The sequence below is a fragment of the Serpentinimonas sp. SSL01 genome (genome assembly GCF_056323735.1).
Genome location: NZ_CM150487.1, coordinates 2,111,753 through 2,133,629 on the forward strand (window position 1 = coordinate 2,111,753; position 21,877 = coordinate 2,133,629).

The 21,877-nt window shown below is 69.4% G+C and carries 20 protein-coding genes; 4 read left to right on the forward strand and 16 right to left on the reverse strand.

Translation table 11 applies throughout. The features are described from left to right. Positions 1–21 precede the first annotated feature (21 nt). From ACVMK0_RS09925 to ruvC, 4 genes are read left to right on the forward strand one after another with little or no spacing between them, the layout of a single operon-like run. On the forward strand, positions 22–861 hold the full coding sequence (locus ACVMK0_RS09925; RefSeq protein WP_476463699.1) for a creatininase family protein: 840 nt from the start codon (positions 22–24) through the stop codon (positions 859–861). After that, positions 858–1,721 (forward strand): energy transducer TonB, encoded by an 864-nt coding sequence (locus tag ACVMK0_RS09930; RefSeq protein ID WP_476463700.1) that lies wholly within the window; start codon positions 858–860, stop codon positions 1,719–1,721. Before ACVMK0_RS09925 ends, ACVMK0_RS09930 begins: the two co-directional genes overlap by 4 nt. Then, complete coding sequence (mtgA, locus tag ACVMK0_RS09935; RefSeq protein WP_476463701.1) at positions 1,718–2,449, forward strand: monofunctional biosynthetic peptidoglycan transglycosylase; 732 nt, start codon at positions 1,718–1,720, stop codon at positions 2,447–2,449. Before ACVMK0_RS09930 ends, mtgA begins: the two co-directional genes overlap by 4 nt. A 25-nt stretch (positions 2,450–2,474) precedes the next feature. After that, positions 2,475–3,023 (forward strand): crossover junction endodeoxyribonuclease RuvC, encoded by a 549-nt coding sequence (ruvC, locus tag ACVMK0_RS09940; RefSeq protein ID WP_250960552.1) that lies wholly within the window; start codon positions 2,475–2,477, stop codon positions 3,021–3,023. 30 nt (positions 3,024–3,053) lie between these two features. Here ruvC and ACVMK0_RS09945 read toward each other — a convergent pair whose 3' ends face one another. From ACVMK0_RS09945 to rsmH, 16 genes are all read right to left on the reverse strand, one after another. Further along, positions 3,054–3,245, reverse strand: a complete 192-nt coding sequence (locus tag ACVMK0_RS09945; RefSeq protein WP_250960551.1) for a hypothetical protein — start codon at positions 3,243–3,245, stop codon at positions 3,054–3,056. Between the two features lie 13 nt (positions 3,246–3,258). Beyond that, on the reverse strand, positions 3,259–4,182 hold the full coding sequence (lpxC, locus tag ACVMK0_RS09950) for a UDP-3-O-acyl-N-acetylglucosamine deacetylase (RefSeq protein ID WP_476463702.1): 924 nt from the start codon (positions 4,180–4,182) through the stop codon (positions 3,259–3,261). A gap of 89 nt (positions 4,183–4,271) precedes the next feature. Beyond that, positions 4,272–5,516: a cell division protein FtsZ gene (ftsZ, locus tag ACVMK0_RS09955; RefSeq protein ID WP_476463703.1), complete on the reverse strand. Its 1,245-nt coding sequence runs from the start codon at positions 5,514–5,516 to the stop codon at positions 4,272–4,274. A gap of 40 nt (positions 5,517–5,556) precedes the next feature. Further along, entirely contained in the window at positions 5,557–6,786 is a 1,230-nt protein-coding gene (gene ftsA / locus ACVMK0_RS09960) for a cell division protein FtsA (RefSeq protein ID WP_045536741.1), read from the reverse strand. A gap of 13 nt (positions 6,787–6,799) precedes the next feature. Then, positions 6,800–7,633 carry a cell division protein FtsQ/DivIB gene (locus tag ACVMK0_RS09965; RefSeq protein WP_476463704.1) on the reverse strand — a complete coding sequence of 278 codons (834 nt, stop codon included), beginning with the start codon at positions 7,631–7,633 and terminating at the stop codon, positions 6,800–6,802. Between the two features lie 4 nt (positions 7,634–7,637). Continuing rightward, positions 7,638–8,645 carry a D-alanine--D-alanine ligase gene (locus ACVMK0_RS09970; protein WP_476463705.1) on the reverse strand — a complete coding sequence of 336 codons (1,008 nt, stop codon included), beginning with the start codon at positions 8,643–8,645 and terminating at the stop codon, positions 7,638–7,640. Further along, on the reverse strand, positions 8,642–10,096 hold the full coding sequence (gene murC, locus ACVMK0_RS09975; protein WP_250960548.1) for a UDP-N-acetylmuramate--L-alanine ligase: 1,455 nt from the start codon (positions 10,094–10,096) through the stop codon (positions 8,642–8,644). Before murC ends, ACVMK0_RS09970 begins: the two co-directional genes overlap by 4 nt. Further along, the gene (gene murG / locus ACVMK0_RS09980) at positions 10,093–11,142 is read right to left on the reverse strand and encodes an undecaprenyldiphospho-muramoylpentapeptide beta-N-acetylglucosaminyltransferase (RefSeq protein WP_476464682.1); all 1,050 of its coding nucleotides are present in this window, start codon (positions 11,140–11,142) and stop codon (positions 10,093–10,095) included. The genes murC and murG overlap by 4 nt, the downstream gene beginning before the upstream one ends. Positions 11,143–11,165: 23 nt before the next feature. Next, positions 11,166–12,464, reverse strand: a complete 1,299-nt coding sequence (ftsW, locus tag ACVMK0_RS09985) for a putative lipid II flippase FtsW (RefSeq protein ID WP_476463706.1) — start codon at positions 12,462–12,464, stop codon at positions 11,166–11,168. Then, positions 12,461–14,446, reverse strand: a complete 1,986-nt coding sequence (locus tag ACVMK0_RS09990; RefSeq protein WP_476463707.1) for a Mur ligase family protein — start codon at positions 14,444–14,446, stop codon at positions 12,461–12,463. Before ACVMK0_RS09990 ends, ftsW begins: the two co-directional genes overlap by 4 nt. After that, entirely contained in the window at positions 14,443–15,621 is a 1,179-nt protein-coding gene (mraY, locus tag ACVMK0_RS09995; protein WP_476463708.1) for a phospho-N-acetylmuramoyl-pentapeptide-transferase, read from the reverse strand. Before mraY ends, ACVMK0_RS09990 begins: the two co-directional genes overlap by 4 nt. Then, a complete protein-coding gene (locus tag ACVMK0_RS10000) occupies positions 15,611–17,254 on the reverse strand; it encodes a UDP-N-acetylmuramoyl-tripeptide--D-alanyl-D-alanine ligase (RefSeq protein ID WP_476463709.1) in 1,644 nt (547 codons plus the stop codon). The genes mraY and ACVMK0_RS10000 overlap by 11 nt, the downstream gene beginning before the upstream one ends. After that, positions 17,251–18,846: a UDP-N-acetylmuramoyl-L-alanyl-D-glutamate--2,6-diaminopimelate ligase gene (locus tag ACVMK0_RS10005; RefSeq protein ID WP_476463710.1), complete on the reverse strand. Its 1,596-nt coding sequence runs from the start codon at positions 18,844–18,846 to the stop codon at positions 17,251–17,253. Before ACVMK0_RS10005 ends, ACVMK0_RS10000 begins: the two co-directional genes overlap by 4 nt. After that, a complete protein-coding gene (locus ACVMK0_RS10010; protein WP_045536755.1) occupies positions 18,843–20,573 on the reverse strand; it encodes a peptidoglycan D,D-transpeptidase FtsI family protein in 1,731 nt (576 codons plus the stop codon). The genes ACVMK0_RS10005 and ACVMK0_RS10010 overlap by 4 nt, the downstream gene beginning before the upstream one ends. Further along, a complete protein-coding gene (gene ftsL, locus ACVMK0_RS10015) occupies positions 20,570–20,932 on the reverse strand; it encodes a cell division protein FtsL (protein ID WP_476463711.1) in 363 nt (120 codons plus the stop codon). Before ftsL ends, ACVMK0_RS10010 begins: the two co-directional genes overlap by 4 nt. Beyond that, positions 20,929–21,867 (reverse strand): 16S rRNA (cytosine(1402)-N(4))-methyltransferase RsmH, encoded by a 939-nt coding sequence (gene rsmH / locus ACVMK0_RS10020; protein ID WP_476463712.1) that lies wholly within the window; start codon positions 21,865–21,867, stop codon positions 20,929–20,931. The genes ftsL and rsmH overlap by 4 nt, the downstream gene beginning before the upstream one ends. Between the last annotated feature and the right edge of the window lie 10 nt (positions 21,868–21,877).

Sequence of the window (21,877 nt, forward strand, 5' to 3'; positions counted from 1 at the left end):
AAGGCGCGTTAAGATGCCGCCATGAGCACCGCCCCCCATCTGCCGCGCTGGGCCGATTTGTGCAGCCCCGACTTCGCCGCGCTGGATCCGGCGCGCACGGTCGCGCTGCTGCCCGTGGCGGCGATCGAGCAGCATGGCCCGCACCTGCCGCTGTCGGTCGATGCCGACTTGGTCGAAGGCGTGCTGGCGGCGGCGGCGGCGCATTGGGAGCCGCTCTGGCCGGTCTATGTGCTGCCCACGCAGGCGGTGGGCTACAGCAGCGAGCACCAGCGCTTTGCCGGCACCCTGACTTTGCAGCCCGACACCGTGCTGCGTCTGTGGCTGGAGCTGGGGCAATCGGTGGCCCGCGCCGGGGTGCGCAAGCTGCTGCTGTTCAACGGCCACGGCGGCCACAACGGCTTGCTGGAGGTGGCGGCACGCGAGCTGCGCGGCCAGTGCGGGCTGCTGGTCTATGGCGCCAGCTGGTTCAACCTGCCCTTGCTCGACGCGCAGGGGCAAGACCTGCTGCTGCACTTTAGCGCCGATGAGCGCCGCTTTGGCATCCACGCCGGCCAGCTCGAGACCTCGATGATGCTGGCGCTGCGCCCGCAGCTGGTGCGCATGCAGCAGGCGCGCCACTTCCCCTCCAGCTCGCAAGAACGGGCACAGCGCTGGCCCATTCTGGGCAACGGCCGCAGCGCCAAGCTGGGCTGGCAGATGCAAGACTACCACCCCGAAGGCGCGGTGGGCAACGCCGCCGCCGCCGACGCCGCCTTGGGGCACGAGCTGCTGCACGCCGCTGGCCGCTCGTTGGCGGCGCTGCTGCGCGAGCTGTGTCAGCTGCCGCTGCCTGCGTTCGCACAAGGAGCGCCGGCACCGTGAAGCTGTGGCGTTTTTTGGGCTCGATCAGCACCTTGCATTTGGCGCTGGCGGTCTCGCTGCTGGCGCACGCGGCCGTGCTGACGGTGCAGATCGTGCACCCGCAGGGCCTGCAACGGGTCTGGCACGACACGCCGCTCGATGTGGTGCTGGTCAATGCGCGCGCGCCGCAAGCCCCCGAGCGGGCGCAGGCCATTGCCCAAGCCAACCTGGCCGGTGGTGGCGAGGCCGACGCCGGGCGTGCCACCTCCCCGCTGCCACCGGCCGTGATCGAGCGCAGCGGCGACGCGCTGCAAGAGCAACAACGCCGCCTGCAAGACATGCAAGTGCAACAGACCCGGATGCTGGCCCAATTGCGCCAGCAAGTGGCCACCCTCGCCCCCTTGAACGCCGCGCAGGCGCAAGCCGACCCACAGGCGCTGGCCCAAGAAGAGCGCCGGCTGGCTTTGCTCAAGGCCTTGGCCGAAATCGAGCAGCGCGTCAACGAACAAAACGAGCGCCCGCGCAAGCGCTACCTCGGCCCCGCCACGCGCGAGGCGGTCTATGCCATTTATTACGACCAGTTGCGCCGCCGCATCGAAGACCACGGCACCGCCAACTTTCCGCAGCTCCAAGGGCACAAGCTATTTGGCGAGCTGACCATGGCGATCACCGTGAACCACGACGGGCGCGTGCTGGACACCGAAGTGGTGCAAGGTTCGGGCCAGCCGGCCTTGGACAGCCGCGCCGAAGCCATCGTGCACAGTCTCTCGTTTGGCTCCTTCACCAGCGCCATGCGCCGCCAGGCGGACCAGATCGTGGTGGTGTCGCGCTTTCGTTTCAGCCGCGATGAAACCGTGCAAACCCGGGTCGGTAGCCAATGACTACCCGCCCCACTTGGAAGCGCTTTGCGCTGCGCTGGCTGCTGTGGCTGCTGCTGGCGGCGCTGGCGCTGCAGGTGTTTTTTTTGCTGCGCATCGCCACCATGGTGCTGATCGACCCGGTGAGCACCACCTTTCAGCGCTCGGAAGCTTGGCGCCTGGCGCAGCAGGACGGCGAGCTGCGCTGGGCGCAGCAGTGGGTGCCTTACGCGGCCATCTCGCCGCACCTCAAGCGCGCCGTGATCGCCTCTGAGGACGCCGAATTTGCAACCCATTTCGGCGTCGATTGGCAGGCGCTGCAAGCGGCCTGGGAGCTCAACCTGCGCCGTCAGGCCGCGGCCGAGGCGCGCGGACGCAACGCGCGCCTGGTGGGTGGCTCGACCATCACGCAGCAGCTGGCCAAAAACCTGCTGCTCTCGGGCGAGCGCACGCTGCTGCGCAAAGGCCAGGAGCTGGTGCTGACCAAAATGCTCGAGCTGCTGCTGAGCAAGGAGCGCATTCTAGAAATCTACCTCAACAGCGTGGAGTGGGGCGAGGGCATCTTTGGGGCCGAAGCGGCGGCGCGGCATTACTTTCGCAAGCCGGCGGCGCGGCTGAGCGCCCACGAAGCGGCGCGGCTGGCGGTGTTGTTGCCCGCCCCCAAGCGCTTCCAGCGCCAGTTTCGCGCCGGCTTCATCGACCAGCGCAGCGCCACCGTGCTGGCGCGCATGGGCGATGTGCAGCTGCCCTGAGCGGCTGCGTGGCACCAAGCCCCCCATGCGCATCCTCGGCATCGACCCCGGCTTGCAGGCCACCGGCTTTGGCGTGCTCGACGCCCACGGCAGCGACTTGCTCTACGTGGCCAGCGGCACCATCCGCACCCAAGGCGGCGCGGGCGCCCTGCTGCCGCAGCGGCTGGGGGTGTTGTTTGCCGGCATCCAAGAGGTGGTGCAGCGCTACCAGCCCACGGCGGCGGTGTGCGAGATCGTGTTTGTCAACGTCAACCCGCAGGCCACGCTGCTGCTGGGGCAGGCGCGCGGCTGCTGTCTGACGGCGCTGGTGGCCGCCGGCCTGCCGGTGAGCGAATACACCGCCTTGCAGCTCAAAAAAGCCGTGGTCGGCCACGGCAAGGCGGCCAAGCCGCAGGTGCAAGAGATGGTGCGCCGCCTGCTGCAGCTGCCCAGCCTGCCCGGCCCCGACGCCGCCGACGCGCTCGGGCTGTGCATCACGCACGCCCAAGTGGCGCGCACGCAGGCGGCGATCGCGCGCGTGAGCCCGCTGCAGGCGCGGGCGCACGCCAGCTACAAGGGCGGCCGCAGCTACTAAAAAAGCGGTGCGAGCGGCCTGGCCGCCCACCTAGCCGCTCAAGGACCAGTCGAACTGCGACACGAACAGCACGCCAAAGAAGACCACGATCGCCAGCATGGTCCACTTGAACAGGGCAAAGCCCCAGCGCCGGTACTTGATCTGGCCGGTGATGAGGTAGAGCACGAAGCTCAGTGCGCTGGCACCGAGCAGCATAAAAATCAGAATGCGCACGACCATCATGGCGGGTCGGTCCTCACCAGGCCGGTGCCAGCTGCGCAAAGCCGCGCGGCGCGCTGCGCTCGCTCTCAAAGCTCAGCAGCTCGTAGCTATCGGGTTGCGCCAACAACTCGCGCAGCAGGCGGTTGTTGAGCTCGTGCCCGCTGCGGTAGGCGCTGTAGGCGGCCAGCATGGGCTGCCCCACCAGGTACAGGTCGCCCATGGCGTCGAGAATCTTGTGTTTGGCAAACTCGTCGGCGCAGCGCAGCCCGTCGGCGTTGAGCACCTTCACGTCGTCCATGACGATGGCGTTGTCGAGCCCGCCACCGAGCGCCAGCCCCTGCCCGCGCAGCGCCTCGACATCGCGCGCAAAACCAAAGGTGCGGGCGCGGGCGATTTCGCGCGCGTAGGGGTCGCGCCCGAGCTCGAACTCGACCTGCTGCGCGCTGGCGTTTACGGCCGGGTGCTCGAACTCGATCTCGAAACTCAGCTTGTAGCCGTGGTAGGGCTCGAGCCGCGCCCATTTGAGGTGCCGCCCTTCGCCCTGACGCACCTCGACCGGGCGGCGCACGCGCAAAAAGCGCCGCGGTGCTGCCTGGGCCACGATGCCCGCGCTTTGCAGCAGATAGACGAACGAAGCCGCCGAGCCGTCGAGGATCGGCACCTCTTCGGCGGTGATGTCCACCATCAGGTTATCGACCCCTAGGCCGCAGCAGGCGCTCATCAGGTGCTCGACCGTGCTCACCCGCACGCCGCCGCTGGCCAGCGTGGAGGCGCGCCGGGTGTCGCAAACCGAGGTCGCGCGCGCCGGGACGGTGACCGGTTCGTTGAGGTCGGTGCGCCGAAACACGATGCCGGTGTCGGGCGCGGCCGGGCGCAGCGTGAGTTCGACACGCTCGCCGCTGTGCAGTCCGACGCCCACGGCGCGTGTCAGGGTTTTGAGGGTGCGCTGAAAGATCATTGGGCGCATTGTAAATTTTTTGCGCGCCCAAGCCGCCCGCAGCGGCGCAAGCCCTTTGTTACAGCGGTAAGCAAACGCAAGCTGCGCTTTTAATCGGCTTGACGGCGCAGAAAAGCCGGGATGTCGTGGTCTTCCATGCCGCCGAGCGAGAGCGCCTCGACGCGCGCAGCGGCCGAGCTGCGGTCGTGCGGGCGCTGCCAGACCTTGGGCACTTCGGCGTTGCCGGCGCGCGTGTGCACCGTGCCGCGCGCCGCGTTGCCAAAGCCGCTGCCGCCCACCGGCGTCGTCAGGGTGGGGATGAAGGGCACGTCGTCGGTGCCGGTGCGCAGGCCGCGGGTGGGCGTCTGCACCACGGTCAGCGGCTGGCGCGCACCGGCGCGGTTCAGGCCCGTGGCCACCACCGTGACGCGGATGGCGTCGCCCAACGACTCGTCGTAGGCGGTGCCGTAGATCACGTTGGCATCGCTGGCGGCAAAGGCGCGGATGGTGTTCATGGCCAACTTGGATTCGTTGAGCTTGAGCGAGCCCTTGGCGGCGCTGATCAGCACCAGCACCCCTTTGGCGCCCTTCATGTCCACCCCTTCGAGCAACGGGCAGGCCACGGCCTGCTCGGCGGCGATGCGCGCCCGGTCCGGGCCGCTGACCACGGCCGTGCCCATCATCGCTTTGCCGGGCTCGCCCATGACGGTGCGCACGTCCTCGAAGTCCACGTTCACCAGCGCTTCGACGTTGATGATCTCGGCGATGCCACCGACGGCGTTTTTGAGCACGTCGTTGGCTTCGGCGAAGGCTTCGTCTTGGGTGATGTCATCGCCCAGCACCTCTTGCAGCTTGTCGTTGAGCACCACGATCAGCGAATCGACGTGCGCTTCGAGCTCGATCAGCCCGGCATCGGCGTTTTTCGTGCGCCGATCGCCCTCCCAGTCAAAGGGCTTGGTGACCACGCCCACGGTAAGCACGCCCATCTCTTTGGCGACCTTGGCGATGATCGGCGCCGCGCCGGTGCCGGTGCCGCCGCCCAGACCGGCGGTGATGAACAGCATGTGCGCGCCCTCGATGGCCTCGCGGATCGTGGCCTCGGCCTGCTCGGCGGCGGTGCGGCCTTTGTCGGGTTTGCTGCCCGCGCCCAGACCGGTTTGGCCGAGCTGGATCACGCGGTGCGCGGCGGTTTTGCTCAGCGCCTGCGCGTCGGTGTTGGCGCAGATGAACTCCACCCCCTGCACGCGGCAGCGGATCATGTGCTCGACCGCGTTGCCGCCGCCGCCGCCGACGCCGATCACCTTGATCTGGGTGCCGCGGTTGAACTCTTCGACTTCGATCATTTCAATGCTCATTGCTTTACTCCTTGCTTGTCCAGGAAAAACGCCCAAAAAATCAGAAATTGCCTACAAACCAGTCTTTGATGCGGCCCATGGCATTGCCCATGGAGCCGCTTTTTTGCGCCACCTTGTGCCCGCGCAGCCGCGCCAGCCGCGCCTCTTCGAGCAAACCCATGACGGTGGCGGCGCGCGGCTGCGCCACCATGTCGCTCAAGGCCCCGCGGTAGCTGGGGCTGCCCCGGCGCACCGGCTTGAGGAACACGTCTTCACCGAGCTCGACCATGCCCGGCATGGCGGCGCTGCCGCCGACGAGCACGATGCCGCTCGAGAGCAGCTCCTCGTGCCCCGATTCGCGGATGACTTGCAGCGCCAGCGCGAAAATCTCTTCCACCCGGGGCTCGATCACGCCGGCCAGCGCCTGGCGGCTGAGCAGGCGCGGGCCGCGGTCGCCCAAGCCCGGCACCTCGACTTGCTGCTCGGGGTCGGCCAGCAGCTGCTTGGCGCAACCGCTCTCGACCTTGATGTCCTCGGCGTCCTTGGTCGGGGTGCGCAGGGCCATGGCGATGTCGTTGGTGATCAGGTCACCGGCGATCGGGATCACGGCGGTGTGGCGGATGGCGCCGCCGGCAAAGATCGCCACGTCGGTGGTGCCGGCGCCGATGTCGAGCAACGCCACGCCGAGTTCTTTTTCGTCGTTGGTGAGCGCCGACAGGCTGGAGGCGAGCGGATTGAGCAGCAGCTGCTCGACCTCGAGCCCGCAGCGGCGCACGCATTTGAGGATGTTTTCGGCCGCGCTCTGGGCGCCGGTGACGATGTGCACGCGCGACTCGAGCCGGATGCCGCTCATGCCGATCGGCTCTTTGACCTCTTGGCCGTCGATCACGAACTCTTGCGGCTCGACCAGCAGCAGGCGCTGGTCGGTGGAGATGTGGATGGCCTTGGCGGTGTCGAGCACGCGCGCCACGTCGGCGGGCGTGACTTCGCGCTCGCGGATCGCCACCATGCCGCTGGAATTCAGACCGCGGATGTGGCTGCCGGTGATGCCGGTATAGACGCGGGCGATGCGGCAGTCGGCCATCAGTTCGGCCTCTTTGAGCGCCTGCTGGATGCTCTGCACGGTGGCGTCGATGTTCACCACCACGCCGCGCTTGAGGCCGTTGCTGGGGGCCACGCCAAAGCCGGCCAGTTTGAGCGCCCCATCGGGCAACACCTCGGCCACCGCGACCATGATCTTGGCGGTGCCGATGTCGAGTCCGACGACGATGTCTTTGTATTCTTTGGGCATAGCGGTCTATTTTTTAAGGGGTGGGGGCTGCGGGGCGCACCGCGGGTTCCGCTCTGACAGCGGCTTGGATCGGCGGCAGCTGCAGTTCGGCCAGCGTGCTCACGCCCCGGATGCGCAGGGCGTAGCCGTCGGGGTGGCGCAGATCGGCGCTTTCCAGCGGCCGCCCGCCGTAGTGCTGCAGCAGCGCCGGCACGGTCTGGGCGTATTGCTCGAAGCGCTGCAGCAGCTGTGCGGCGCTGCCGCGTCCGATCTCGATGCGCACGCCGTCGTCGAGCACGGCGCGCCAACTGCCGCGCTCGTCGAGCGCCAGCTGCGCGATGCCCCAGCCCTGGCGTGCGAGCACGGGCTGCACGGCGCGGTAGAACTCGAGCACCTGCGGGGCGCGCTCGGCCGGGCCAGACAAGACGCTCCAATTTAGGCCCTGCGCCTCATCGGGTTCGGCCTCGAATACCTCGCCGTGCTCGTTGAGCAAGCGCGTGCCCCCAGCCTGCCCCCACCAAGCCACGGGCTGGTGCTCTTCGATGGTCACGCGCAGGCGGTTGGGCAACTGCCGCTGCACCACGGCGTGGCGCACCCACGGCGCGCCCTGCAACAGCTGCTGCACCTGCTGCAAATCGATCGTGAGCAAATTGCCCTGCACCCGCCCGGCCAGGTGCGCCTGCAAGGCGGCGGCGCGCTGGTGCTGCACCTGGCCTTGCACCACCACGGTGTTCAGGCTCCAGAGCGGCTGGCGCAGCAGCCAGCCGCCCAGCGCCACCAGCGCCAGCACGGCGGCGAGCAGCAACAGGGCGGTCGCGGCGCCGTCCATCAGGCGCACGTCGAGCGGCGGGGCGGGGGTCGGGTTCATGGCTTTACTGCGCGGCAGACTGGGCTGCGGTCAGGGCTGCGGCGGCGGGCAAGGGGTTGTCGAGGCTGGCGCTGGCCAGCAGCTGCAGGCACAGCGCTTCGTAGCTGATGCCCACCGCCTGCGCCGCCATGGGCACCAGCGAGTGCCCGGTCATGCCGGGCGAGGAGTTGAGCTCCAGCAGGTAGGGGCGGCGGCTGGCGGCGTCGATCATCACATCGACGCGCGACCAGCCGCGGCAGTCTAGGCTCTGGTAGGCCTGCACGGCCAGCTGCTGGATCGCCGCTTCTTCGGCTGCGGGCAGCCCGCTGGGCACCAGGTACTGGGTTTCGTCGCTGAAGTATTTGTGCTCGTAGTCGTAGTTGCCGCCGGGCACGACGATGCGGATCAAAGGCAGCGCCTGCACCGCCTCGCCTTGGCCCAGCAGCGCCACCGTGACCTCGTCGCCGGCGATGTACTGCTCGCACAGCACCTCGGGGTCGCACTGCGCGGCCAGCGCGTAGGCGGCGGCGCACTCGCTCGGGTGGCTGATCTTGCTCAGGCCGATGGTGGAGCCCTCGCGCGCCGGTTTGACGATCATGGGCGCGCCCAGCGCCGCCAGCGCGGCCTCGGTTTGGGCGGCGCTGCGCACCTGGCGCCAGTTGGGCGTGGGCAAGCCTTCGGCACGCCACAGGCGCTTGCTCATGAGCTTGTCCATGCTCAGACTCGAGGCCAGCACGCCCGGCCCGGTGTAGGGAATGCCCATGAGTTCGAGCGCGCCTTGCACCGTGCCGTCTTCGCCAAAGCGCCCGTGCAGGGCGATGAAGGCGCGCGCAAAGCCGGCGCGCTTGAGCTCGGACAGCTCGTGCCCGGCCAAGTCAAAGGCGTGGGCGTCAACGCCGCTGTGCCGCAAGGCGGCGAGCACGCCTTGGCCCGACATCAGCGAGACTTCGCGCTCGGCCGAAAAGCCGCCCAGCAGCACCGCCACTTTGCCCAGCGCGCGTGGGTCGATTGGGGTGGGGTTCGGGGTCGTCATGCGGGCTCCTGCTGTGTGTTGGGTTGGACCGTGCCGGGGGGCGTGGTTGGGGCTGCATCGGCCAGCGCGCGCACCTGCGCCGCCACCGCGCCGATGGAGCCTGCGCCCATGCACAGCACCACGTCGCCGTCGCGGGCGTTGTCCAAAATGGCTTGCGCCAGCGCCCCGACTTCGGGCACGAACAGCGGCTCGAACTTGCCCGCCACCCGCAGCGCCCGCGCCAGCGCACGGCCGTCGGCGGCGACGATCGGCGCTTCGCCGGCGGCATAGACCTCGGTCAGCAGCACCGCGTCGGCCGCGCCCATGACGCGAACAAAGTCTTCGAAGCAGTCGCGCGTGCGGCTGTAGCGGTGCGGCTGAAACGCCAGCAGCAGGCGCCGGCCCGGAAAGGCGCCGCGCGCCGCCGCCAGCGTGGCCGCCATTTCCACCGGGTGGTGGCCGTAGTCGTCGATCAGCGTCGCCGTGCCGCCGCTGGGCAGCAGCGCTTCGCCGTAGCGCTGGAAGCGCCGGCCCACGCCTTTGAACTGCGCCAGCGCCTGCAGCAGGGCGGCGTCGGGCAGGTCGAGCTCGGCCGCCAGCGCGATCGCCGCCAGCGCGTTGAGCACGTTGTGCTGCCCCGGCAGGTTCAGCACCACCTCCAGATCGGGCAGCTCGACGCCGTTGCGCCGCTGCACCCTGAAGTGCATCTGGGCGCCGACGGCGCGCACATCCACGGCGCGCACCTGGGCGTCGGGGCTCAGGCCGTAGCTGGTGATCGGGCGCTGAATCTGGCTCAGCAGAGCGCGCAGGTGCGGGTCGTCGATGCAGACGATGGCCGCGCCGTAGAACGGCATGCGGTGTAGAAAATCGACGAAAGCCTGCTTGAGGCGACCGAAGTCGTGGCCGTAGGTTTCCATGTGGTCGGCGTCGATGTTGGTGACCACGGCCAGCACCGGCAACAGGTTGAGAAACGAGGCGTCGGACTCGTCGGCCTCGACCACGATGTATTCGCCAGCCCCGAGGCGGGCGTTGGCGCCGGCGCTGTTGAGGCGCCCGCCAATGACGAAGGTCGGGTCCAGCTCGGCGGCGGCCAGCACGCTCGTGACCAAGCTGGTGGTGGTGGTTTTGCCGTGGGTGCCGGCGATGGCGATGCCTTTTTGCATGCGCATGAGTTCGGCCAGCATGAGCGCGCGCGGCACCACCGGCAGCAGGCGCTCGTGTGCTGCCTGCACCTCGGGGTTGTCGGGCTTGACGGCGGTGGAGGTGACGATGCAGTCGGCGCCGGCAATCTGCTCGGCGGCGTGGCCGATGTGCACACGCGCGCCCAGACGCTGCAGGCGCTCGGTGCTGGCGCTGGCGGCCAGGTCGGAGCCCGAGACGGCGTAGCCCTGGTTGAGCAGCACCTCGGCGATGCCGCTCATGCCCGAGCCGCCGATGCCGACGAAGTGGATGTGACGGATGGCGTGTTTCATGGTGTGTGGGGGGCGTATTGCTGGCAGGCCTGCAACAACGCCGCCACGGCGCCGGTGCGCGCTTGGGCGTGGGCGCGCTCGGCGCGCTGCTGCAGCTCGGTGCGGTTCAGGTGTTGCAGGCGCTGCGCCAGGTCTTCGGCTTGCAGTTGCGCTTGCGGCAGCAGCCAAGCGGCGCCGGCATCGACCAAAAAGCGCGCGTTGTGGGTCTGGTGGTCATCGACGGCGTGGGGAAAGGGCACCAAGATCGAGGCCGCGCCCACCGCCGCCAGTTCGGTCACCGTGCTGGCGCCGGCGCGCGCCAGCACCAGGTCGGCGGCGGCAAAGGCGCTGGCGGTGTCGTCGATGAAGGGCGTGAGCGTGGCCTGCACACCGGCGCTGGCGTAGGCGGCGCGCAGGGCCTCGATCTGTGTGGCGCCGCTCTGGTGCGTGACCTGCGGGCGCAGCTCGGGCACGATGCGCGCCAGCGCCTGCGGCACGACCTCGTTGAGCGCCTTGGCCCCGAGGCTGCCCCCCACCACCAGCAGCTGCAGCGGCCCGCTGCGGCCGGCAAAGCGCTGCGCTGGGGCCGGCTGCTGAGTGAAAGCGGCGCGCAACGGGTTGCCGATCCACTCGCCCTTGGCCAAGGCCTTGGGGTAGGCGGTAAAGACGCGGTCGGCCACCTGCGCCAGCACGCGGTTGGCCATGCCGGCGACGGAATTTTGCTCGTGCAGCAGCAAGGGGGCGCCGGCCAGCACGCTCATCATGCCGCCGGGAAAGCTGATGTAGCCGCCCAGCCCCAGCACCACGTCGGGGCGCAGCCGGCGCATCACGCGCCAACTCTGCCAAAAGGCGCGCTGCAGGCGCAGCGGCAGCAAAGCCAGCGTGAGCGCCCCTTTGCCGCGCACGCCGCCAAACTGCACCGGCTCGAAGGCAAAGCCGCGTTCGGGCACCAGCCGCGACTCCATGCTGTCGGGCGCGCCCAGCCAGTGCACGCGCCAGCCTTGGGCGCGCAGCGCTTCGGCCACGGCCAAGCCGGGGAAGATGTGGCCACCGGTGCCGCCGGCCATGATCAGGGCGCAGGGGGCGCGGTTCACAGCCGGCCTCCGTGCATGAGTTTGCGGTTTTCGTGGTCGGCGCGCAGCACGATGGCGATGGCGATCAGGTTCAGCAAAATGGCTGAACCGCCAAAGCTCATGAAGGGCAGCGTCAGGCCCTTGGTAGGCAGCGCGCCGAGGTTGACGCCGATGTGGATGAAGGCCTGAAAGCCGATCCACAGCGCGATGCCCTGCACCATCAAGCCGGCAAACACCTGCTCGAGCGCGATCGACTGGCGACCGATCTGCATCAGGCGCCGCACCAGCCACCAAAACACCGCGATCAGCAGCAGCACCCCGACCAAGCCCAGCTCTTCGCCGATCACGGCCAGCAAAAAATCGGTGTGCGCTTCGGGCAGCCAGTGCAGCTTTTCGATGCTGGCCCCGAGACCGACGCCAAACCACTCGCCGCGGCCAAAGGCGATGAGCGAGTGCGTGAGCTGGTAGCCCTTGCCCAGCGCGTGTTCGACGCTGAAGGGGTCGAGGTAGGCAAAGACGCGCTCGCGCCGCCACGGCGAGCTCACGATCAGCAGCGCAAACACGCCCACCAGCAGGCCCGAGACGAGGAAGAACATGCGCGCGCTGACGCCGCCGAGAAACAAAATGCCCATGGCGATCACGGCGATCACCATGAAGGCGCCCATATCGGGCTGCATCAGCAGCAGCACCCCGAGCAGGCCCAGCGCCACGCACATGGGCAGGACGGCGCGGAAAAAGCGCTCCTTGACCTCCATGCGCCGCACCATGTAGCCGGCGGCGTACATCGCGATGGTGAGCTTGGCGAGCTCGGAGGGCTGGAAGTTCATGAGTCCGAGCGGAATCCAGCGCCGCGCGCCGTTGACCTCGCGCCCGATGAAGGGAATGAGCACCGCGATCAGCAGCACCACCGTGCCCGCCAGCAACCAAGGCGACCATTCCTGCCAGCGCTTCATGGGCACCTGAAAGGCCAACAGCGCCGCCACCGTGGCCACCCCGAGGGCGATCAGGTGGCGGATCAAAAAATGCTCGTGCTCGAGGTTGCGAAAGCGCGGGTTGTCGGGCATGGCGATGGTGGACGAATAGACCATCACCAAACCCCAGCACAGCAGCGCCACCACGACCCACAGCAGCACCTGGTCGAAGCCGAGCTCGCGCACGGCGGTGTGGTGACGACTGCGGGCGTGATCGACGCTGGCCAGCCGCACCGGCAGCTCGCCGGCGGTGGTGTCGGCGCGCCACCAGCCCAGCCAGCCTTGCCAGCCGGCATGGGGGGCGTTGCGCGCTGCGCTGGCCGCAGCCGAGGGTTGTCGGCTCATGCGGGTGTGCCCTCCTCTTGCTGCAGCTCGCGCACCGTGGCCACGAACACCTGGGCACGGTGGGCGTAGTCGCGAAACATATCCAAGCTGGCGCAGGCGGGCGAGAGCAGCACCGCGTCGCCGGGCCGGGCCTGCGCGGCGCACCAGCGCACCGCTTCGGGCAAGCTGGCGCAGCGCTGCAGTGGCACGCCGCAATCGGCCAGTTCCGCTTCGATGGTGGCGGCATCGCGCCCGATCAGCGCCACGGCGCGGGCGTAGCGCGCCACGGCTGCAGCCAGCGGGGCGAAGTGCTGGCCTTTGCCGTCGCCGCCCAAAATGAGCACCAGTTTGCGCTCGACCCCGAGGCCGTTGAGGGCTGCCAAGGTGGCGCCGACGTTGGTGCCTTTGCTGTCGTCGATGTATTCGACTTCGGCCACGATCCCGACCGGCTCGACCCGGTGCGGCTCGCCCCGGTAGTCGCGCAGGCCGTGCAGCAGCGGCGCGAGTTCGGCGCCGGCGGCGCTGGCCAAGGCCAAGGCGGCCAAGGCGTTGCTGGCGTTGTGGCGGCCGCGGATGCGCAGGGCGTCGGCGGGCATGAGCAGTTGCAGGCGCGGGGTGGCGGCGGGGTGTGCGTTCGCATCCGCGTTCGCATCGGCTTTTGCGTTGGCTTTTGCGTTGGCTTTTGCGTTGGCTTTTGCGTTGGCGCTGGTGCGGCGGCGGGGTGCGATGGCGTTCTCGTCGTCGGCCAGCGCGCGCACCAGCCAGGTGAGGCCGTTGACGCTCTGCAGCCCCCAGTCGCCGGGGCGTTGTGGCGCGTCGGTGCCGAAGCTTTGGTAGGGGCGTAGCGGCGGCGCTGGGGTGCGGCGGCGGCTGGCTGGGGCTGGGCTGGCGCTGGCGGCGTGGGCTGGTACCGGGCACCAGCTCATGACGGTGGCGTCGTCGCGGTTGAGCAGCATCAGGGCGCGCTGGCCGTAGATGCGCGCTTTGGCGGCGCCGTAGGCGGCCATGGTGCCGTGCCAGTCGAGGTGGTCTTCGCTCAGGTTGAGCACGGTGGCGACGCTGGCTTCGAAGCCCTCTACGGCGTCGAGCTGGAAGCTGGAGAGTTCGAGCACCCAGGCCTGAGGCAGCTCGTGCAGGTGTTGCGCTTGCAGGCGCTGGCGCAGCACGTCGAGCAGGTTGGGGCCGATGTTGCCGGCCACGGCCACGTCCCAGCCGGCGGCTTGCAGCAGGTGCGCGGTGAGCGCGGTGGTGGTGGTTTTGCCGTTGGTGCCGGTGATGGCCAGCAGGTAGGGGCGGTAGTTGTGGTTTGCGCTTGTTGGGGTTGTGGCGCGGGCTGGGCAGGGGCGGGGTTCGTCAGTCGCAGGCTCTGATTCCTCACCCCGCCCCTGCCCAACCCGCGCCACATGGGCGGTTGCAGCCATTTCAGTGCCGCCTTGGTCTGCTGCACGTTCCGATTCCTCACCCCGGCCTTGTCCAACCCGCACCACATGGGCGGTTGCAGCCGCTTCGGCCACCTCTGCAGCGCCGCCCAGCGCTGCTAGCGCTTGGCCAAACAGGCACAGCTCGCCGACGATGGCGGTGCCGGCGCTTTGGGCGGCGGCGCTCAGTTCGGCCATGTCGCTGGGCAAAATGCCGGGGCTGCGGCAGACCATTGCCCAAGGGGCAGAGGCAAACAGGGTGGCATCGAAGCGCGTGCCCAGCCGCAGTTGCGCATCCGGCAGCTCGGCCGCCAGCGTGGCGGCTTGGGGGGCGCTGGGGCGGCTGTCGGCCACCGTCACTTGGGCCCCGGCCAGCGCGCACCAGCGCGCCAGCGCCAGACCGGATGCGCCCAAGCCCAGCACCAGCACCGGGCGGCCGGCCAGCGCTTGCGTGGCCGGTGCCAAGGCGCGCTGCAACCACGGCGTGGCCGCGCCCACTGGCGGGCGCAGCGGCTCCAGCCCCGCATGCGCTGGGGCGCTGGCGGACGTGGCCGGGGTGGCAGGGGTGGGCACAGGGGGGTTCATCGCAGCTTCAGGGTTGAGAGGCCAATCAGGCACAGCAGCATGGTGATGATCCAAAAGCGCGTCACCACCTGGGTTTCGCGCCAGCCGGATTTTTCGAAGTGGTGGTGCAGCGGCGCCATCTTGAACAGGCGTCGGCCTTGGCCGTAGCGCCATTTGGTGTACTTGAACCAGCTCACCTGCAGCATCACCGACAGCGCCGAGGCCACGAACACGCCGCCGATGATGGCCAGCACGATCTCTTGGCGCACGATCACGGCGATGGTGCCCAGCGCCGCCCCAAGCGCCAACGCGCCGACGTCGCCCATGAACACCTGCGCCGGGTAGGTGTTGAACCACAGAAAGGCCAGCCCGGCCCCGCCCATGGCGGCGCAAAAGATCAGCACCTCGCCGGTGCCCGGTATGTGCGGCAGCAGCAGGTAGTTGGCAAACACCGCGTGCCCGGTGACGTAGGCAAAGATGCCGAGCACGCCACCGACCATCACCACCGGCATGATGGCCAGCCCGTCGAGCCCGTCGGTGAGGTTGACGGCGTTGCTGGCGCCGACGATCACCAAATAGGTGAGCAGCACGAAACCGGCCACGCCCAGCGGATAGCTGATTTGCTTGAAAAAGGGCACCATCAGCCCGGCTTGGTGCGGCAGGTCGATGGTGAAGCCCGAGGCCACCCAGCCGATGAAGAGCTCAAAGACGCGCTGGTTGCTGCCCTCGGAGATGGCAAACACGAGGTAGAACGCCGCCACCAGCCCGATCACCGACTGCCAGAAGTACTTGGTGCGCGCGCGCATGCCTTCGGGGTCTTTGTGCACCACTTTGCGCCAGTCGTCGATCCAGCCTATGGCGCCAAAGCCGAGCGTGACGCCGAGCACGATCCAGACGAAGCGGTTGCTGGGGTCGAACCAGAGCAGGGTCGAGACCGTGATGGCAAACAGGATCAGCACGCCGCCCATGGTCGGGGTGCCGCTTTTGCTCAGGTGGCTCTGCATGGCGTAGCCGCGGATGGGCTGGCCGATTTTGAGCTCGGTCAGGCGCCGGATGAACATCGGCCCGGCCGCCAACCCGACCAACATGGCGGTGATGGCGGCCATGACGGCGCGAAAGGTCTGAAACTGGAACACGCGCAAGAAATCGAGGTCGGGGCTCAGGCCCTGCAACCAGAGGGCCAGACTAGGCAACATGGGGTGCGCCCTCCGTGGTGGTTTTTGGTGTCTGCGGTGACGTTTGCGTCTGCGCGCTGGGCTGCACGCTGTCCTGCGCCTGGCTGGCGGCTTGCAGCGCCTGCACCAGCCGCTCCATGCGCATGAAACGCGAGCCTTTGACGAGCACGCTGGCGGCTTGCGCTGCCGCGCTCAGCGCGGCGGCCTGCAGCGCCTCGTAGTGGCCAAAGGCCTGCAGGCGCTTGTGGGGCAAGGGCATGGTGCTGGCCGCAGCGCTTGAGGGCGATGTGACTTCAAGGCCCGCAGCGGCCGCGGTGTTTGTGTGCTGCGGATCCAAGGCGGCAGCGGCGCGCTGCATCCAGTCGCCAGTCACCAACACCTGCTCGATGCCGCGCGCCAGCGCGTGGCGCAGCACCTCGTCGTGAAAGGCCAGCGCCTGCGCCCCCACCTCGCCCATATCGCCCAGCAGCAGCAGGCGCGGCCCGGGCAGCTCGGCCAGCAGGTCGATGGCGGCGCGCACCGAGTCGGGGTTGGCGTTGTAGCTGTCGTCGATCAGCGTCTGGGCCTGTGCGCCCCAGCGCAGCGTGAGCGCGCGCGAGCGCCCGGCCACGGGCTCAAAGCCCTCGAGCCCGGCTTGGATCGCCGCCAGCGGCACCCCGGCAGCGAGGGCGCAGGCCGTGGCCGCGAGCGCGTTGTGCACGTTGTGCCGCCCAGCCAGCCGCAAGCGCGCCTGCAAAGGTCCGGCGGGGGTGTGAATGTCAAGCGCCCAAGCTCCGTCGGCCCACTGCGCCTGGACCTGCACCTCGGGTGGGCGCAAGCTGTGGCTCGTGCTGGCTGGGGTTGGGCTGGGCTGGGGTGAGGAATCAGAGCCTGCGACTGACGAACCCCGGCCCAGCCCAGCCCCAGCCAGCCCCCCCAGCCCATCGGCAAAGCACACCACCCGGCGCGCACCCGCGATCTGCTGCCACAGCGGCGTGTAGGCGTCGTGGGCCGGGAACACCGCCACCCCGTCGGGCGGCAGGGCGGCCAGCGCGCTGGCGTTCTCGCGCGCCACCGCCTCGACGCCGTGCATGAACTCCTGGTGCTCGCGCTGGGCATTGTTGACCAGCGCCACCGTGGGCTGGGCCAGCGTCGCCAGCGCGGCGATCTCGCCGTGGTGGTTCATGCCCAGCTCCAGCACCGCCAGCCGGTGCGTGGGGCGCAGGCGCAGCAGCGTCAGCGGCACGCCGATGTCGTTGTTGAAATTGCCCTCGGTGGCCAGCGCCGCCTCGCCCACGGCAGCGCGCAGCATGGCGGCGATGAGCTGCGTCACCGTGGTCTTGCCATTGCTGCCGGTGACGGCGATCAGCGGCAGATCGAAGCGCGCGCGCCAGCGCTGCGCCAGCTCGCCCAAGGCGGCGCGAGCGTCGGGCACTTCGACGCCGGCCAGGCCGGCTTGCGCCAGCCCGCGCTCGGCCACAGCAGCCACGGCCCCGGCGGCGCGCGCCTGCGCCAGCCAGTCGTGGCCGTCGAAGCGCTCGCCGCGCAAAGCCACGAATAGATCGCCGGGGCGCAGGGTGCGGCTGTCGGTGTGCACGCGCAGCACCGGCTGCGTCACGGCGCCCACCGCGCGCGCACCGCGCAGTTGCAGCAGCAATTCAGCCAAACCGTTCACGCCGGGCTCCCTTCGGGCGCGCCCTGCTCGCCCTGTTCGCCTTGCTCGTTTTGCCAGCGCCGCTGCAGCGCCAGCCGGCCCTGCACCACGTCTGAAAACGGGTGGCGCACGCCGGCGATCTCTTGGTAATCCTCGTGGCCCTTGCCGGCCAGCAAGATGATGTCGCGCGCGTCGGCCATGTCCACCGCCTCCTGGATGGCTTCGGCGCGGTCTGGCTCGACGATGGCGCGAACCGGCTCGGTCAGGCCGGCTTGCATCTCGAGCAAAATCTGCAGCGGGTCTTCGCCGCGCGGGTTGTCGCTGGTGAGCACCAGCCGCGCCGCTTCGCGCTCGGCGGCTGCGGCCATGAGTGGGCGCTTGCTGCGGTCGCGCTCGCCGCCGCAGCCCAGCACGCACCACAGGCGCCCGCCGCGGTGCTCGGCCAGCGGCTGCAGCGCCTGCAAGGCTTTTTCTACCGCGTCCGGGGTATGGGCGTAATCGACCAGCAGCAGCGGCAAGCTGGCCGGGCCGTCGGTCCAAGCGGCCTGCATCCGGCCGGGCACCGGCTGCAGCGCGGCGCTGGCTTGGGCCGCAGCGGCCAGCGTGTGGCCGCTGGCGCGCAGCACCGCCAGCGCGCACAGCAGGTTGCTCAGGTTGTAGTCGCCCACCACATCGAGCGACAGACTGATGCGCTCAGCGCCCGGCTCCGGTGCCTCGACCGGCCGACCCTCCTGCCCCACCTTCACCTCTTGCACCACGAAGTCGATGCCGGTCGTGCTCCAGCGCCGTTCCAGCAGGCGCAGGCGCGCCGGGCGCTGCGCTGCGGGCTCGGTGGATACGGTCCACAGATCGAGCCCGGGGCGCTGCGCCAGATCGGCCGCCAGTTCGCGCCCGTGCGCGTCGTCGATATTCACCACCGCCACCTGCAAGCCGGGCCAGTCGAACAGCGCGCGCTTGGCGGCCCAGTAGGCCTCCATGGTGCCGTGGTAGTCGAGATGGTCTTGGCTCAAATTGGTGAACACTGCGGTGTGCAGCCTAGCGCCGTTGAGCCGGCCTTCGTCCAGGCCGATCGACGAGGCCTCCATCACCACCGTGTGCAGCCCTTGGTCGGCGTAGCGGCGCAGCAGGGTTTGCAGCGTCATTGGGTCCGGCGTGGTGAAGCCGGTGCTGGTGAGTTCAGTGCCCGCCATGCCGGTGCCCAGGGTGCCGATCAGCGCTGCCGATTCGCCCACCGCCTGCAACCATTGGCTGCACCACCAGGCGCTCGAGGTCTTGCCGTTGGTGCCGGTGATGGCCACCACGCGCAGGCGCTCGCTGGGGGCACCGTAGAAGTGGTGCGCCACCGGACCGGCGGCGGCCTTGAGCCCGGGCAGCGCGGCGATGCGCGCATCGCTCCAGTCCCACGCCTCCAGCCCTTGGGCTTCGACCAAGCAGGCCACGGCCCCGGCCTGCAGCGCCGCGGCCACGAACTGGCGGCCATCGTGGCCACTGCCGGGCCATGCCACAAAGGCGTCGCCGGGCTGGACCTGGCGGCTGTCGCTCACCAAGCGCTGCGCCCCTAGGGCCTGCAACCAAGCCACGGCCTCGCTCGCCTGCTTAAATTGTTGAATCATCCCGGCTCCTGCACCAAATCGGCCACGATGTGCGGCCGCACGTCCACATCTGGTGCCACCCCCAGCACGCGCAGGGTCTGCTGCACGGTGGCCGAAAACACCGGCGCCGCCACCACGCCGCCAAAGAAACCGCCCTCGGTCGGCTCGTCGATCATCACCGCCACCACCACCCGCGGCTGTTGCGCCGGGGCCAGCCCGACAAAGAAGCTGCGGTGCCGGTTGGCGGCGTAGCCCGCGCCCTCTTGCACGCGCGAGGTGCCGGTCTTGCCGCCGACCGAAAAGCCCACCGTCTGGGCGCGCTGCGCGGTGCCGCCGGGTCCGGCGCTGAGCGCCAGCATGTGGCGCACCGCCTGCGCGCTCGCCGCGCTCATCACCGGCACGCCCTGCGCCGGCTGCTGGCTTTTGAGCAAGGTCACGGGCAGCAGCTTGCCGTCGGTGGCAAACACGGTGTAGGCCTGCGCGAGCTGGAACAAGGAGGTGGACAGGCCGTAGCCGTAGCTCATGGTGGCCTGCTCGATCGGGCGCCAGCTCTCGTAGGCGCGCAGGCGACCGCTCACGGCACCCGGAAACGGCAACTGCGGCCGCTGCCCAAAACCGATGCGCGTGTAGGCCTCCCACATCTGGCGCGGCTGCATCTGCTGCGCCAGCTTGACCATGGCCACGTTGCTCGAGGCCTTCATGGCCTCGTTGAGCGTGACCACGCCCAAGCCCCGGATGTCGCGGATGGTGAAGCGACCCATGGTCAGGCGGCCTTCACCGGTGTCGATCAGGGTGTCGGGGCGCGCCAGCCCGCTCTCCAGCGCCAGCGCAGCCATGAAAGGCTTGACGGTCGAACCCGGCTCGAAGGTGTCGGTCAGGGCGCGGTTGCGCACCTGCTCGCCGCTCAGGTTGCGGCGCTGGTTCGGGTTGAAGCTCGGGTAGTTGGCCAGCGCCAGCACCTCGCCGCTTTGGGCATCGAGCACCACGATGCTGCCGCCGCGCGCCTGGTGCTGTTGCACCGCCTCGCGCAGGCGCTGGAAGGCAAAAAACTGAATCCGGCTGTCGATCGACAGCTGCAGGTCACGGCCATCGACCGGGGGGATGACTTCGCGCACGTCTTCGACCACGCGCCCAAAGCGGTCGCGCAGCACGCGGCGCGAGCCCGGCTGCCCCGACAGGTGGGCGTTGAAGGCCAGCTCGACCCCCTCTTGGCCCACGTCTTCGACGTTGGTAAAGCCCACCACGTGCGCCAGCGCCTCGCCCTCTGGGTACTGGCGCCGGTACTCTTTGCGAAAGTGGATGCCCTCGATCCCCAGCGCGCGCACCTGCGCCGCCCGCGCTTCGTCGAGCTGGCGCCGCAGCCAGACGAAGGTCGGGTGCCGGTCGAGTCGGCGCTGCAGTTCGGCCGGCGGCAGCTCCAGCAGCCGCGCCAGCTCAGGCAGCTTGGGGTGCTGGCGGTCGATGTTTTCTGGAATGGCCCAGACGCTTTGCGCCACCACGCTGGTGGCCAGAATCAGGCCGTTGCGGTCCAGCACCCGGCCGCGGTTGGGCGGCAGCTCCAGCGTGCGCTCGAAGCGGATCTCGCCCTGGCGCTGGAAAAATTCGTTGCCAAACACCTGCACGTAAGCGGCGCGTGCGCCCAAGCCCAAAAAGACGAGCGCAAAGCCGGCCACGATCAGGCGGCTGCGCCAGACCGGGGTGGCGCTGGTGAGCAAGGGGCTGGAGCCGTAGGCGATGGCGCGCTTCATGGCCGCGGCTCCGGCTGGGCCAAGGGAGTGGCGGGCGCCGTCACCGGCCCGAGCAGGCGCTGAACCGGCCCGGCGGCGCCGCCTGCCGCACCCGCCACGGGCAGGGCCAGCACCTCGGTGATGCCGGGGTGGATCGGACGCATCTGCAGGCGCTCACTGGCCAACTGCTGCACCCGCGCCGGGGCCGCCAGGGTGCGCTTTTGCACCTGCAGCTGCTCGTGCTCCGAGGCCAAGCGGTCGGCGGCGGCGTTGGCGCGCTCCAGCGCCACGAACAGGCGGCGCGCTTCGTACTGCTGATGCACCAAACTGAGGGCACTGGCCAGCAGCACCAGCAGCAGCACGAGGTTGAGGCGCGTCACGGCAACGCCTCCCACGCCAGCGCGCTTCGCTGGGCCAGGCGCAACACGGCGCTGCGCGCGCGCGGATTCGCCGCCACCTCGGCGGCGCTGGGCAGCACGCGCTGCACCTGCGCCAGCGCCAAGGCCTTGGGCGCGGCCAGCGGCTGGCGCCGGTCGTAGGCGTCTTTGGCGTGCTGGGCCATGAACTGCTTCACCAGCCGGTCTTCGAGCGAATGAAAGCTGATCACCACCAGCCAACCGCCGGGCTTGAGCACGCGCAGCGCCGCCTTCAGCGCGTGTTGCAGCTCCTCAAGCTCGGCGTTGATGAAAATCCGAATAGCCTGAAATGTGCGCGTTGCAGGGTCCTTGCCCGGCTGGCGGGTTTTGACCGCGCCAGCCACGATTTGGGCCAGCTCGGCGGTGGTTCCAATAGGGCCCCGTTCCTGTCGGCGACGATCAAGCGCCTTTGCAATCGATTGAGCAAACCGTTCTTCGCCGTATTCACGTATCACCTCTGCTATTTCTGTGACTTCTGCCGTGGCCAGCCACTCGGCCGCGCTCTGGCCCCGGGTGGGGTCCATGCGCATGTCCAAGGGGCCGTCGTGGCGGAAAGAAAAACCCCGGGTGGGGTCGTCGAGCTGGGGTGAACTCACCCCCAGATCCATCAAGATGCCGTCGGCGCTGGCCTCGGGCTGCTCGGCCAGCGCGGCAAAACCTTGGTGGTGCACCGCGTGCAGCCGGGCGTCGCTGGCCGCCAGCTGCTGCGCCGCGGCGATCGCCTGCGGGTCTTTGTCGTACACCGCCAACCGCCCAGCCGCCGACAGACGCGCCAAAATCGCCCGCGCATGGCCGCCGCGGCCAAAGGTGGCGTCGATGTAGCAACCGTCTGCTTGCACGTGCAGCCCTTGGACTGCTTCGTTCAACAAGACGGTGCAATGGGCTAGGGGCGGTTGCACCAGCGGCCCC

What these genes read in the sequence shown, in the direction of transcription:
- ACVMK0_RS09925 (WP_476463699.1), top strand. Translation starts at nt 22, where the DNA reads ATGAGCACCGCCCCCCATCTGCCGCGCTGGGCCGATTTGTGCAGCCCC.
- mtgA (WP_476463701.1), top strand. Translation starts at nt 1,718, where the DNA reads ATGACTACCCGCCCCACTTGGAAGCGCTTTGCGCTGCGCTGGCTGCTG.
- ruvC (WP_250960552.1), top strand. Translation starts at nt 2,475, where the DNA reads ATGCGCATCCTCGGCATCGACCCCGGCTTGCAGGCCACCGGCTTTGGC.
- ACVMK0_RS09945 (WP_250960551.1), bottom strand. Translation starts at nt 3,245, where the DNA reads ATGATGGTCGTGCGCATTCTGATTTTTATGCTGCTCGGTGCCAGCGCA.
- lpxC (WP_476463702.1), bottom strand. Translation starts at nt 4,182, where the DNA reads ATGATCTTTCAGCGCACCCTCAAAACCCTGACACGCGCCGTGGGCGTC.
- ftsZ (WP_476463703.1), bottom strand. Translation starts at nt 5,516, where the DNA reads ATGAGCATTGAAATGATCGAAGTCGAAGAGTTCAACCGCGGCACCCAG.
- ftsA (WP_045536741.1), bottom strand. Translation starts at nt 6,786, where the DNA reads ATGCCCAAAGAATACAAAGACATCGTCGTCGGACTCGACATCGGCACC.
- ACVMK0_RS09965 (WP_476463704.1), bottom strand. Translation starts at nt 7,633, where the DNA reads ATGAACCCGACCCCCGCCCCGCCGCTCGACGTGCGCCTGATGGACGGC.
- ACVMK0_RS09970 (WP_476463705.1), bottom strand. Translation starts at nt 8,645, where the DNA reads ATGACGACCCCGAACCCCACCCCAATCGACCCACGCGCGCTGGGCAAA.
- murC (WP_250960548.1), bottom strand. Translation starts at nt 10,096, where the DNA reads ATGAAACACGCCATCCGTCACATCCACTTCGTCGGCATCGGCGGCTCG.
- murG (WP_476464682.1), bottom strand. Translation starts at nt 11,142, where the DNA reads ATGGCCGGCGGCACCGGTGGCCACATCTTCCCCGGCTTGGCCGTGGCC.
- ftsW (WP_476463706.1), bottom strand. Translation starts at nt 12,464, where the DNA reads ATGAGCCGACAACCCTCGGCTGCGGCCAGCGCAGCGCGCAACGCCCCC.
- ACVMK0_RS09990 (WP_476463707.1), bottom strand. Translation starts at nt 14,446, where the DNA reads ATGAACCCCCCTGTGCCCACCCCTGCCACCCCGGCCACGTCCGCCAGC.
- mraY (WP_476463708.1), bottom strand. Translation starts at nt 15,621, where the DNA reads ATGTTGCCTAGTCTGGCCCTCTGGTTGCAGGGCCTGAGCCCCGACCTC.
- ACVMK0_RS10005 (WP_476463710.1), bottom strand. Translation starts at nt 18,846, where the DNA reads ATGATTCAACAATTTAAGCAGGCGAGCGAGGCCGTGGCTTGGTTGCAG.
- ACVMK0_RS10010 (WP_045536755.1), bottom strand. Translation starts at nt 20,573, where the DNA reads ATGAAGCGCGCCATCGCCTACGGCTCCAGCCCCTTGCTCACCAGCGCC.